Source organism: Pelosinus fermentans JBW45, assembly GCF_000271665.2.
GTDB lineage: Bacteria > Bacillota > Negativicutes > DSM-13327 > DSM-13327 > Pelosinus > Pelosinus baikalensis.
Map to the genome: position 1 here is coordinate 480,839 of NZ_CP010978.1, position 13,793 is coordinate 494,631.

The window sequence follows — 13,793 nt, forward strand, 5'->3', positions numbered from 1 at the left end:
TTTTTCATTATATATGGAAGAATAGATTATTTAAGGCTGCAACTTGTCTTAACAAAAGTTTTTTGATGGATTAGAATTTTATGCTATAATTGCTGTGAATAAGCTGGTAGGTAAGGTGAAAATAGTGAAAAAAATTAATCTTGCAATCGTGGGGCCATCTGATTCTGTTGCATTGATCAGCGAGACTGTTTCTGAACGCAGTGATGTTGTGGATATTTTGCCTGTGGTGTATCAAGATGCTTCTGAAGTGCCTGATATTATTACTAAAGTGGATAATCGTATTGATGCATGGTTGTTTTCAGGAAAAGTTCCTTACATGTATGCCAAGAATGCTCAGAGAACGATAAAACCGTTGTATTATCTTCCCCATACTGGCTCTAGTTTATATCGTGCTTTGTTGCAAATATTACATATTGAAAACTTGAAAATTAATAGAATTAGTTTTGATACTTTTTATAGAAAAGAAATTGAGGAATCTTTTGGAGATATACCTATCCCTGTTCCTCCTTTTTATGTAAAAGACTATGATAACATTATTTCTGCTAATGAAATTACCCAATATCACTATCATTTATGGCAAAAAGGTGAAACAAACATTGCCGTAACATGTTTCCTCTCTAGTTATCAAGAATTAAAGAAACTTGGTGTTCCTACCTTTCGTATATGGCCGACCCGGGATAGTATTCGCACTACGTTGGCAATCGCAATTAGTAAAGTTGAAGCAATCCGATCCAAGGGGAGCCAAATAGCAATTCATCACATCGCGATCGATAATTATGAAACCTTTATTTCAGAATCTACTTCCAGTTATGGAGTAAAACGCATTGAATTACAACTTTATGAGATATTAATACATTATACGGAAATGTTAAGAGGTTCTATTTTGATGCAGGGAGATGGACATTATATTATCTACTCTACTCGCGGTATCATAGAGAGTCTGACTAAGGAATTTACCATCATGCCTTTATTAGAGGAAATTACCTATAAAATGAACATCAATGTAAGTGGTGGAATAGGCTTTGGTCCTACTGCCTATGCAGCAGATGAAAATGCTCATATTGCATTAGGATTAGCAAGGCAAGCTGGTTCTTCGAAATGGATGGTTGTTCTGGATGATAAATCAGCAATTGGACCACTTAGTTCGAACACTCATTTGCAATATGCTATAAGATCAGATGATTTAGCAATGCAGAACTTGGCTGACAAGTTAAATATAAGAATGACAACTGTATTTAAAATGCTTGCTGCTTTTAAACAATTTGACAATGCAATCGTTAATGCCGATAATCTTGCACTTTACCTTTCGATTACACCTCGCAGTGCTAGACGATTGCTTAGTAATTTATTAAACAACGGTTTAGCCGTTAATTCGGGAGAAGAAGGCGCGGGCAAAGGTCGGCCCCGAAAATTATATCGTATCCTGCTGGATAAAATGGTGGCTCCACCCAAAGAATAATTACGAATGTATTGAAAAGGTCTTAAAAAAAGACTTTTCAAATCTGCAATAGTAAGATATACTTATAACAAGATATGATGATATGGTTTCTAAAAATGATAATATGATTGAATAAAGCAATGAGGCTTTGTGCATAGGGCGCAAAGTCTCATTTTATTTTTAACTATTAAAGGAAATTTCCATAAATAGACCGAATTGCAGAATGAAAAAGAATTCTGTATCAATGATACAGATGAAATGAGGGTGATAAATATATGTGGGATCATAGACAAGAGATCGAATTACAGCAAATAGTTACTAGGTTGCGGCAAGACTTCCATCGCCATCCTGAACTAAGCGGTAAAGAAAAACGTACACGAGAAACCATTGAGACATTTTTAAGAAATATTGGAGTAACAGTTCAGACCTTTGTTAGTCAATATGGTCTGTGTGGTGTTATTGAAGGTGATCAACCTGGGCCGATTATTGCTTTACGGGCAGATATGGACGCATTGCCCATAATTGAAGAAAACAACGTTCCTTATCAATCTCTCTATAAAGGAAGCATGCATGCTTGTGGTCATGATGGACATATGGCTATTTTAATGGGAACCGCCGTTATGCTGATGAAGCATCGCCACCAATTAAAAGGTACTGTGAAACTTATCTTTCAGCCAGCAGAGGAAGCTGCTCCATTAGGTGGAGCAACAGCGATGATGCAGGAGGGCGTTTTAGAAAAGGTTGACGCCATATTTGGATTACACCTATGGCCTGACATCCCTTACGGCACCATTGGTATTAAATCAGGTGCTTTTATGGCGGCTTCCGATCGCTTTACCATCAATATTCTGGGGCGTGGTGCCCACGCGGCGCAACCTCATAAAGGTATTGATTCCATTACCATGAGTGCTGATATCATCCAAGGCTTTAATCATATTATTAGCCGGCAAATAGACCCACTGGAAGTAGCAACGATATCCATTGGTGCAATTCATGGCGGTGAGCGTTATAACGTAATAGCCAAAGAGGTGATGGTGGAAGGTACTATACGTACGTTGAATGAAACTACCAGACAAGAAATCCCAAGACGAATGGCTGCGGTTTTGGAAGGAATTACAAAGTCTCAAGGAGGCGATTATGTATTTGACTATCAGCAAGGCTATCCGGCTTTAAGAAATTGGAAGCAACCTACGGAAATTGTGGTTCAAGCGGCCATAAAAGTGATTGGAAAAAACAATATATGTACTGACATAAAACCTGTTCTGGGTGCTGAGGACTTTGCCAATTATCTTACTAAAATCCCAGGAGCCTTCTTTTTCCTTGGTTGTGCTAAGGCTGGAGAAGATACTCCGATTTTACATAATTCACGATTTGACATTGACGAAAACGCTTTGTTAATAGGGTCTAAGCTTCTATATCAAATTGTATTAGAGGCAATGAAGTCTTACAAAGCGATAGGAGGTGAAATTTACTAAACTACACGATGGCACTTATTACTAAAATATAGGAGGTACATTATGAGTCAATTAGGATATGCCCCGCAAAAAAATAATTTTTCTGGTACGAGTACTTTTCAAAAAATCTTAGATGTAATTGAGTATGTTGGCAATAAGTTCCCTTCTCCCTTTATTTTATTTTCGATGCTAGCCTTGGTGGTACTCGTAATTTCAGCCATTTTTGAAGGAACAGCTGTTTCTTATATTGGTAAAGGCGGAAAAGCAGTTGATGTTAAAGTTCTTAGTTTGCTAAATGCAGATGGTTTTCGTTATATTATGACCGATATGGTTAAAAATTTTATTAATTTTCCACCATTAGGACTTGTTGTCGTCATGATGCTGGCTATGGGTTTAGCGGAGGCTACTGGATTTATTGGAACTTTAGTTCGTAAAATCATGCTTGGAGTGCCCTCCTGGGCTATCACAGCAACAATCTTTCTAATTGGTATTAATGGAAACTTAGCATCTGATGCAGCTATGGTTTTTGTACCTGCTGCTGCGGCGGCTGTCTATGCCAGTATGGGAAAAAATCCAATACTAGGTATGTCTATTGCCTTTGCGGCAACGGCGGCAGGATTTAGTGCAAATTTTATACCTGCAGGAACAGATGCCTTAATCGCTGGTATTACGCAGTCGGCCATTGGAAATGTTGCCGCTACTGCTAATTCGCCAGCTCATCCTCTTATTAATTATTATTTTATGAGTTCCTCAGTTGTTCTTTTAACCATTGTAGGTACCCTCGTTGCTGAGAAAGTAGTCTCGCCTCGTTTAGATAAGTTAGAAATGAAAGAACTACAAAATGGAATTAATGAACACCTAGTCACCCCAGAAGAAAAGAAAGGGTTAGCGTATGCTGGTTGGACTGCTTTAGCCTATATCCTATTATTATTAATACTACTTGTTCCAGAATACGGAATACTTCGTGATCCTAAGACCCATCTGTTGATTCCTAAATCGCCATTTTTAGATGGTATTATCCCCATCTTGTTTTTCTTCTTTTTCTTTATTGGCATCGCATTTGGTATTGGAAAAGGAGTCATAAAAAAAGAAAGTGATATACCTAAGTTCTTATCTCAAGGTCTTTCAGGATCTCTTAGCTTCATAGTTACTGCTTTTTCAGCAGCACAATTCATTGCATGGTTTAATAAAACGAATATTGCAACTGTTATTGCAGTTAAAGGGGCACACTTATTACAGAGCTTAGATTTTACAGGTGCCGCTCTGGTCATTGCGTTGATTTTACTTTCCGGCTTTGTCGACTTATTCGTAATCAGCGGTTCAGCAAAGTGGTTGGTTTTGGCTCCTATTTTTGTTCCTATGTTTGGTTTGTTAGGATATGAACCAGCTTTAACACAAGCTGCTTATCGAATTGGTGAGAGTGCAATAAACTCAGTTACACCATTAAACTACTATGTACCAGTCATGCTTGGAATTATGGCTCATTATATGAAATCAGAAGAAAAGGTAGGTATGGGGACCCTCATGGCAACACAGATTCCCTATGCTCTTGCCTTCTTAGTAACATGGACATTGTGGCTGTTGTTATTTATGGCTCTTAACCTTCCCCTTGGACCAGGCGCAAATATTTTTCTTAAATGAGAATGGTATTAAAGTTAGATCGCTCCTTTCTTTATCAAATGAGTTACTGTAAATAGTGAAGAATCCTGTTATGCAACAATAGCAGGATTCTTCACTATTTTATTTATAATAAACTTTCAAATATTTTTTATAAACTTGATATAGATCACAGTTAAGATGCAAATAATGGGGTATGATAAAGATAATATTTGAGGAGGTGGCACAATGTTACCTAAAGGTGCTAATTTACAAAAGATTCATAATGGCAATCGTACGTATGCAATCACACCCCATTTGCCGGGAGGATTTATCAAACCTGATTTAATGAGAAAATATGCGGATATAGCCGAGAAATACCATGGTGTTATGAAGTTAACTTCTGCTCAACGGATTATGATTACAGGTCTTAAAGCGGACGATATTGAAAACATTTGGGAAGAGCTTGATATGCAGCCGGCTATGGGTTTTGCCAATTGTGTACGTAGTATAAAAATATGTCCTGGTAATGTTTTTTGCAAAAGAGGTAAGCAGGATAGTATTAAACTGGGTATGGAACTTGACAAGCTGTACCATAAAAAAGAAATGCCGTCTCGTATGAAATTTGGTGTAGCCGGCTGTGCCAATTCTTGTTCAGAGGTGCATGTAAAAGATATTGGCGTCATGGGAAGCGATATTGGCTGGGATATTTATGTGGGCGGTACGGCTGGTGCCCATCCTCGTTTGGCAGATCTCTTAATTGAAGGTTTGGAATATGATGAAGTTATACGTATCGTACATGTTATCGTTGAATATTATCAAAAGAATGCTGATATTGAACGTGTGGGACAGTTTATTGATCGAATTGGTATGAAAAAATTTAGAGCGGATGTATTGGCTGCTTTCTATCAAGGCGTGAGCCAAACGACAGAACCTTTGGTCCCTCAATCCCAAGAGGGACGAGAAATCGCTCCTGTAGCAGGCGGGCTTACAGAAGGAACATTGGTATTCGGTGATAAAATTACAGAAGAGAGCGTAATTAGTGATATTATCAGGGTTTATCCTCAAACGGTTCCTGTATTCCGGTCCTTTGGGATGGGATGCCTAGGATGCCCATCGGCAACAGGAGAAGCTTTAGAAAAGGCAGCCGGAATCCACGGGCTTGATGTAAAGGAAATTTTAGCAGGATTAAATAAAGTAATTTAGGAGGCTTATCATGAGTGCATTTTTAGGTCATATTCATTACTGGTTATATCATAAAATCGGGCGGGTAGTAGAACGTGAGCAGCTGATCTTTCAGAAGGCTGAAGAAATGTGTGGAGCTACGGCAGAGGAACTGCAGTCTCAGGTTTGGCAGATTTATGGTCAGCCTTTACCGGATACGGAGCTTGGTGAGTTAATTGATCATACGAATATTCATGGCTGGCTGCAGCGCCAGATTACGATAGCAGAGACGCGGGAAGCTGCTTTCATTAAAGAATTGGTGGATACTTGTGGCGGTGCTGCACAAGATATTGTATTATCCGCTTATGCTGAACATGGCAAGCTGTGTGGTGAACATGCCAAAGCTCAGAGAAAATATGATGGACAAAGAGCAGCCGGGATTTATCAGGCAGTGAATGACTATGTACTAAATGGCATGCCTTGTGATCAGGGCGATGTAGTAACGGTAAATGAAGATGATAGAGTGATCTGGGAGGGTGAAATCTGCCTGCAGGAACGAAATTGGACGAAAGCTGGCGTGGATAAAGCCTTTATGAAAGAATGCTATCAGAAATGGTTTGCTGGTTTTGTGAAAGCTCTAAATCCTGCATTTGTTTATAGCCAAGCAGCTGATACCTTAAAGGGGAGTCCGGTAAATCGACACCAAATTGTGAAAGAAGCATAGTACAACAAAAAAGAACGCTGAATCGCGAAGAACGCAAAGATGTGCGAAGAACACGAAGGGATTTTTAACCGCAGAGGGCACAGAGGGCACTGAGGGGGAGATAACGCTAGCTTAAAACCCCTCTCTGTGTTCTCTGTGCCTCTGCGGTTCGGTCTTTAATATGTTTTTTTCGCGTCTTCGGTGGAATTTTTTAAAAAAGCATGAGAAATAGGAGTATAGGGTAGGATAATATTTGACATTTTAGATAGGTAAACATATAGTAATAGAAGAGTAATTTTGCATAGTGCAGGTATGAGTGTAGGGGGTTTTTTACGATACATATGGAAGAGTTAGAATTGACGATTAATAAACGACGAACATTTGCGATTATTTCCCATCCGGATGCTGGGAAAACGACATTAACGGAGAAATTATTATTGTACGGCGGTGCCATCCGTTTGGCAGGATCAGTAAAATCTCGTAAGGCAGCAAAACATGCTGTGTCTGACTGGATGGAAATTGAAAAGCAAAGAGGTATTTCTGTAACTTCTAGTGTGCTGCAGTTTGATTATGATGGATATCGGGTGAACATCTTGGATACACCTGGTCACCAAGATTTTAGTGAAGATACATATCGTACTCTTATGGCCGCAGATAGTGCTGTGATGCTAATTGACGTGGCAAAAGGGGTAGAGGATCAGACGAAGAAACTGTTTCATGTATGCCGCCAGCGGGGGATCCCTGTATTTACCTTTGTCAATAAGCTGGATCGCTATGGCAAGAATCCTTTTGAGCTAATGGAGGAAATTGAACAGGTATTAGGGATAAGGGCATATCCTATGAATTGGCCTGTAGGTATAGACGGCAGTTATGTTGGTGTTTATAATCGGCAGCAGGCGCAAGTGGAATTGTTCGCCAAAGATGGCGCCCATGGGCAGTCTGTTTTGCCTTCCACGATGGGGAGTGTTAGTGACCCTGCTTTTCGTGAATTGTTAGGTGAGAGTGTTCATGGTGCGTTGTGTGAAGATATTGAACTTTTGGATATGGCTGGCGATGCTTTTGATTATGATCTCGTAGCTGCTGGCGAACTTACACCTATGTTTTTCGGTAGTGCCATGACCAATTTTGGTGTACGACCTTTTCTGGAAGAATTTTTGAAACTGGCGCCTGCGCCTGTAGCACGTATTTCCAGTGAAGGGGAAATTAATCCTGCAAGTGAGGAGTTTTCTGCCTTTGTCTTCAAGATTCAGGCAAATATGAATCCTGCTCATCGTGATCGTCTTGCATTTATTCGCATCTGTTCCGGTAAGTTTACCAGAGGGATGTCTGTGTATCATGCTCAGTCAGGTAAAGCCATTAAGCTGGCTCAGCCTCAGCAGTTCCTAGCTCAGGAGCGTACCATTATTGATGAAGCGTATCCTGGTGATATTATTGGTTTATTTGATCCTGGAATTTTTGGAATTGGAGATACGTTGTGCCAGGAAGGGGCTAAATTTACGTTTCAGGATTTCCCGGTATTTCCACCGGAGCAGTTTGCCAAGGTCCAGCCCAAAGATACAATGAAGCGGAAACAATTCGTTAAAGGGATGACCCAATTGACCCAAGAGGGGGCTGTTCAGGTCTTCCGCCAGAGCGAGTTTGCATCTGAGGCCTTTATTATTGGTGTAGTTGGCTCACTGCAATTTGAAGTGCTGGAGTATCGATTGAAAAATGAATATGGTGTAGAGCTGCTTATGGATCGTTTATCCTTTAGTGTTGCTCGCTGGTTAACCGGCGATGAACAGGTTATTAAATCGATGAAGAGCATTGACAGCGGTATGATGATTCGTGATATCAAAGATCGCCCAGTGCTTCTACTCAGCAATGAATGGGCAATTCGCTGGGTTAGTGAACGAAATCCCGGTGTGGAATTCCTGGAGATTCCACCAGATTCGGCAACCTTTTAACAAAACGTCTCAAAGTCAGCAAAGTGCTGGCCTTGAGGCGTTTTCTATAATCGCCTAGAAAGTATAAGTTCCTTAAAATCCCTTTGTGTCCTTCGCGTCTTAGCGGTTCAAAGATTTTTTAAGAACTCTGGGTGTTTTTCTTAAAGTAAGAATCTTTTATGGAGGACATTGACAAGCTATGGGGCATGCTATACTCTGGGATAAAGAGAATATGACGATTTTGGTAGGATGGTGATCGAATTGCCTAATCAGATGGAAACGGAATTGAAGCTGGGTTGTGCCGATGAGAGTGTATGGGACAAAATCATGACAGCAGAGGCGTTGGCAGCAGTGATTGTTTCTGGATCAGAGATTACCCAGCAGTTAGAAGCTCGTTACTTTGATACACCTAGTCATGCATTGCAAAAAGCACAGTTGGCTTATCGTCTGCGCCGTGAAGGCGAAAATTGGATTGCTACTGTCAAAGGTGGTGGTTCTTCTAAGGGAGGGCTGCATGCCAGGTTAGAATGGAATGTAGTTGTTTCCGATAATGAACCCGATGTACGAGCCTTTGCTCATACTGAAATTGGTGAACGATTGCAGGAAGTAGTGGGTGATGAAATATTAGAGCCTATTTTAATTACTTTCTTTGAGCGGCGAATAGTAGAGGTTGTTATGCCTGATAGCAGTACGATTGAAGTAGCTGCTGATAAAGGTGCTATTATTGCAGGAGAGAAGACATCGCCTATTTTAGAAATCGAATTAGAATTAAAAACAGGGGAGCCTAAAGCATTATTTATGCTGGGCGCTGCTTTATCCAGGGAGTTTCCTTTGCTGCCAGAACCGGATAGTAAGTTTTATCGAGGGCTCTTACTGGCAGGTCTAGCGACTGTACAGCAAAAGAAAAATTCTGTACCTCAGGTGGATACAGCCAAGCCTGTTAGTGAGGCTGTAGCCGTATTGCTGGTAGACCTAATTCATCATGTTCTAACAGCACAGCGGGCTTTTCTTGAAAATCCCCAGTTGCCGGAATTAGTCCATGAACTGCGTATTTGCTTGCGGCGTTTGCGATCGGTATTGGAGTTTGCCGAACCCTTGAACGTAATCAAACAGAACACTTGGTATCAGGATGAATTAAAAAAGTTTGGTCAAAGGCTGGCTAAAGTGCGAGAATTAGATGTAGCCTATGTCAGCTGGCGTCAATTACAGGACTATCAGTCTGAGGAAAGAGGCGCCAAAGTCTGGTTAGGAGATGTTCTAGCTGAGAGTCGCAATCAGGAAATGGAGAAGATTGTAAGTGAATGCAGCTCCGGTTTGGCAACGCCCTTATTATTAGGTTTGTGGGGCGAACTTTTAGATAATGACTGGCAGCAATCTATCGTTTCTGATCATACAACGGAAAAGTTTGTTAGCAATGGTTTAGTCAGTTGGATCAAGAGGGTGAGAAAAGAAGCCGAATCTGTGGTTTGGGCGGATGTCAACGATGTTCATAATTTACGATTGGGAATCAAGAAACTTAAGTATGTAGTAGAAGTAATGCAGCCGCTGCTAGGTGATAGAGCCTCTATTGCAGAACAACTGGAAAAACTGCAGGATACCCTGGGGATTATAACAGATGCTCGTAGTACGGAGATTTTGCTAAAGGCATTATTACGGAGCAAATCCAGCAGGGCAGTACATTTAGAGGCAGGCATGCTGATCGGCTGGCAAATGCGCGAACAGATGCAGCTGCAAAAGAAAGCAAATAAAATTTGGAAGAAATTCAATCGTGCAGCTAAAAAGTGGAAATAGGAAAAGAACCCCCGGCGCATTTTAATTTGCACTGGGGGTTCTTTTGATGGTCTAGAATTATAAGTTTTGGGGGGAACGTTGAACCGCAGAGAACACAGAGTACGCAGAGAACAGTGAGAGAGCATTTTTATCTTCTCCATCTTTCTCTGTGTTCTCTGCGCCTCTGTGGTTCGTTCTGTTTTATATGGTTTAAAGAGCGCGTAGCATTTTGTTATTTCTTATTTTGTTCCGTAATTTTCGCCTTTGCTGATGGCAGCTTGTGCTGCGGCTAAGCGGGCGATGGGGACTCTATAGGGAGAGCAGCTGACAAAATCAAGACCAATTTGGTGGCAGAATTCGATGGAGCGAGCCTCGCCGCCATGTTCGCCACAAATACCAATTAGAATATCCGGTCTGGTTTTGCGCCCGCTTTCTACAGCAATTTCCATCAATTTTCCTACGCCTTTGCGATCGATGGTGATAAAGGGGTTATCGGGTAAGAGTTTCATATCTAAATAATCATTTAGGAATTTACCTTCCGCATCATCACGGCTAAATCCTAGGCAGGTTTGTGTTAAATCATTGGTACCAAAGCTAAAGAACTCTGCTGCTTCTGCTAATTCGCCAGCTAAGAGGGCTGCCCGCGGCAGTTCAATCATAGTACCGGATGTATAATGGAAGTTTACTTTATATTTTTCCATAGTATCTTTAGCAATTTTATCAATTTTCTCTTTGAAGAAATTCATTTCTGCGCTGCCGATGGTTAATGGAATTTCAATTTCAGGTAAGACTTTGTAACCTTCGGTGGTGAGTCGGGCAGCTGCATTGCAGATGGCTTGTATTTGCATTTCGTATATCTCTGGGAATGTAATGCCAAGGCGGCAGCCCCGATGCCCTAACATTGGATTGGATTCATGGAGAGCGCGAACTTTTCTAAGTAGGGCTTCTTTTTGTGCTAGCAGTGTCATATTTTCCTGGGTAATTTGGAGGGTAGTCGTTTCAATCAGCAGTTCGTTCATACTTGGAAGGAACTCATGAAGTGGTGGGTCTAAGAGACGAATGCAGACGGGATAGCCTGTCATGACTTTTAAGATACCATAAAAGTCTTCTTCCTGCATTGGCAGTAAATGAGTTAAGGCGGTTTGGCGTTCTTCAAAGTTCTCTGCCAAAATCATTTGCTGTACATGTGGCAGCCGATCCTGACCCATAAACATGTGTTCAGTACGAGTTAATCCAATGCCCTTGGCACCGAACTCTAAGGCTTTTTGTGCATCTGTAGGATTGTCGGCATTGGCTCTAACTTCTAGTTTCTTATATTCATCGGCCCAATGTAATAGGGTTAGGTATTCCGTAGATAGTTCAGGATCTTTCATGGGGACAACGCCTGCGATGACCCGCCCTGTTGCGCCGTCAATGGAGATTAGATCTCCTTCTTTTATGATCGTTTCTCCAATTGTGAAGGTCTTAGTATGATAGTTGATTTTTACTGCTTCACAGCCGCATACGCAAGGTTTCCCCATACCGCGAGCTACTACTGCTGCATGGCTGGTCATGCCTCCCCGGCTGGTTAAGATACCTTGTGCGGCAATAATGCCATGAATATCGTCAGGAGTGGTTTCCGTTCGCACCAGCATCACTTTTTGTCCTTTTTTGCCCAGTTCTTCTGCATGATTGGCATCAAAGACGACGGCACCAGAAGCGGCACCGGGCGAGGCTGGTAAACCCGTAGCCATAATATCCAGTTTGGCGTTAGGGTCAATCTGGCGGTGAAGCAGCTGATCAAGCTGGCCCGGTTCGATCAATAACAGGGCTTCTTGTTTGCTGATCAAGCCTTCTGCCGCTAGATCATGAGCGATTTTAATACTTGCTTGGGCAGTACGTTTGCCATTTCTAGTTTGCAGTATATATAAAGTGCCCTTTTCAATGGTAAATTCAATATCTTGCACATTTTTATAATGTTTTTCTAAGATTTTAGCCGTCTTAGCAAACTGAGCATAGACTTGAGGCATTTCTGCCTCTAATTTTGCAATTGGCTGGGGAGTGCGAATGCCCGCTACGACGTCTTCCCCTTGGGCATTTGTTAAGTATTCTCCATATAACAGATTTTCACCATTGGAAGGATTTCTGGTAAAAGCCACACCAGTACCGCAGTCATTGCCCATATTTCCAAATACCATAGACTGAATATTAACAGCAGTACCCAGGTCATGATCAATCTTATTCAGATTGCGATAGATAAAGGCTCGTTCATTATTCCAAGAGCGAAACACCGCTTCAATGGATAAGAATAATTGTTCCATTGGATCTTCAGGGAATGCTGTGCCTGTTTTTTCTAATACGAGTTCTTTATAACTGTCGATTACTGCCCGCAAGGTATCTGCAGACATTTCTTGATCGAAGGTAACACCTTGCTTCTTTTTGTGCTGCGTCAAAAGCTGTTCAAATTCATATTTGTGAATTTCCAATACAACATCACCAAACATTTGGATAAAGCGGCGATAGGAATCATAAGCAAACACCAAATTGTTCGTACTTTTTGCTACCACTTGTACCGTTTTTTCGTTTAAGCCAAGGTTTAAGATGGTATCCATCATACCTGGCATTGAAAATACAGCTCCAGAGCGAACGGAAACTAACAGGGGATTTGTTACATCCCCTAGCTTTTTACCAATGGTTTTTTCCAGATGAGCCAAATTCTCGCGCACCTCTTCTATGATCTGACTTGGAAGCTTTTTGCCATTTTCATAGTATTCTTTGCAGGCGGCTGTGGTGATGGTCATACCTGGTGGTACTGGCAGACCAATATTGGTCATTTCTGCCAGATTCGCTCCTTTTCCTCCTAAGAGTGAACGCATATCGGCGTTGCCTTGATCAAATAAATATACGAATTTTTTCATTGTTCAACGACTCCTTTACGGTAAAAATCTAGAACTCTCTCAGCAGTTTCTTCTGTTGCTTTATTTGTAATGTCAATGACAGGGCAACCGACTTTGCGCATAATATCCTGGGCATAATCGAGTTCTTCAATAATACGTTCTAAATTGGCATAGTTGCTGGAAGGCTGTAGTCCCATTGCTTTTAGCCGTTCTCTACGTATTTCAAATAATAAAGACGGTTTGATGGTAAGTCCGACAATTTTATGAGCAGCCACCTGAAACAGTTCAGACGGCGGCGGAATTTCTTTTACTAAAGGTACATTAGCAGCTTTAATGCCTTTATGTGCCAGGTACATGCATAAAGGTGTCTTCGAGGCCCTTGATACACCTGTAATGACAATATCTGCTTGTAAGAGACCGCGGGGATCTTTTCCATCATCAAATTTTACGGCAAATTCAATGGCTTCAATTTTCGTGTAGTAAGCTTGATCTATTTTGCGAATGAGGCCCGGTTCGTTGCGAGGGGACAAGCGAGTAACTGCTTGCAGACCATCGATGACAGGTCCCATAATATCGACATGTGTTATTCCTAAGGCGTGAGCTTTGGTTTCTAAAACCTCTTTTAAATCCGGACGAACTATGGTATAGAAGATCGCTCCGTTTCTTTGGGCTGCTTTTTCTAATATGGCATCAATTTGTGCAGCGGATTTTAAATAAGGCTTGCGTTCAAGCTCAATGTTCCCACCATTAAATTGACTAATCGCCGCTTTTACAACCAATTCTCCTGTTTCACCAATGGAGTCAGAAAGTATATATACAACGGGAACTTGGCTGTTATGTAGAGTATTCAAAGAGGGCCTCCTTCGT

9 protein-coding genes are annotated in these 13,793 nt (G+C 41.2%); 7 read left to right on the top strand and 2 right to left on the bottom strand.

Annotated elements, in window-relative coordinates:
* Nucleotides 1-124 precede the first annotated feature (124 nt).
* The 7 genes from JBW_RS01865 (at nucleotide 125) to JBW_RS01895 (ending at nucleotide 10,071) form a co-directional block, all read left to right on the top strand.
* The gene (locus tag JBW_RS01865) at nucleotides 125-1,459 is read left to right on the top strand and encodes a hypothetical protein (protein WP_007961468.1); all 1,335 of its coding nucleotides are present in this window, start codon (nucleotides 125-127) and stop codon (nucleotides 1,457-1,459) included.
* Nucleotides 1,460-1,713: 254 nt separating this feature from the next.
* Nucleotides 1,714-2,913 (top strand): M20 metallopeptidase family protein, encoded by a 1,200-nt coding sequence (locus JBW_RS01870; RefSeq protein ID WP_007961470.1) that lies wholly within the window; start codon nucleotides 1,714-1,716, stop codon nucleotides 2,911-2,913.
* A gap of 42 nt (nucleotides 2,914-2,955) precedes the next feature.
* Complete coding sequence (locus tag JBW_RS01875; RefSeq protein ID WP_007961472.1) at nucleotides 2,956-4,533, top strand: AbgT family transporter; 1,578 nt, start codon at nucleotides 2,956-2,958, stop codon at nucleotides 4,531-4,533.
* A gap of 204 nt (nucleotides 4,534-4,737) precedes the next feature.
* Nucleotides 4,738-5,694 carry a DUF1858 domain-containing protein gene (locus JBW_RS01880; RefSeq protein ID WP_007961474.1) on the top strand — a complete coding sequence of 319 codons (957 nt, stop codon included), beginning with the start codon at nucleotides 4,738-4,740 and terminating at the stop codon, nucleotides 5,692-5,694.
* A 10-nt stretch (nucleotides 5,695-5,704) separates the two neighbouring features.
* Entirely contained in the window at nucleotides 5,705-6,376 is a 672-nt protein-coding gene (locus JBW_RS01885; protein ID WP_007961476.1) for a hypothetical protein, read from the top strand.
* Between the two features lie 320 nt (nucleotides 6,377-6,696).
* Nucleotides 6,697-8,301, top strand: coding sequence for a peptide chain release factor 3 (locus JBW_RS01890; protein WP_036682141.1), 1,605 nt, complete (start codon nucleotides 6,697-6,699; stop codon nucleotides 8,299-8,301).
* 228 nt (nucleotides 8,302-8,529) lie between these two features.
* The gene (locus tag JBW_RS01895; RefSeq protein WP_235334121.1) at nucleotides 8,530-10,071 is read left to right on the top strand and encodes a CYTH and CHAD domain-containing protein; all 1,542 of its coding nucleotides are present in this window, start codon (nucleotides 8,530-8,532) and stop codon (nucleotides 10,069-10,071) included.
* 218 nt (nucleotides 10,072-10,289) lie between these two features.
* Here the strand turns inward: JBW_RS01895 and ppdK are convergent, their stop codons facing one another.
* Together ppdK and JBW_RS01905 are read right to left on the bottom strand one after the other, a co-directional pair.
* Nucleotides 10,290-12,947, bottom strand: a complete 2,658-nt coding sequence (gene ppdK / locus JBW_RS01900) for a pyruvate, phosphate dikinase (RefSeq protein WP_007961481.1) — start codon at nucleotides 12,945-12,947, stop codon at nucleotides 10,290-10,292.
* Nucleotides 12,944-13,777 (bottom strand): pyruvate, water dikinase regulatory protein, encoded by an 834-nt coding sequence (locus tag JBW_RS01905; protein ID WP_007961482.1) that lies wholly within the window; start codon nucleotides 13,775-13,777, stop codon nucleotides 12,944-12,946. Before JBW_RS01905 ends, ppdK begins: the two co-directional genes overlap by 4 nt.
* Nucleotides 13,778-13,793: the final 16 nt, after the last annotated feature.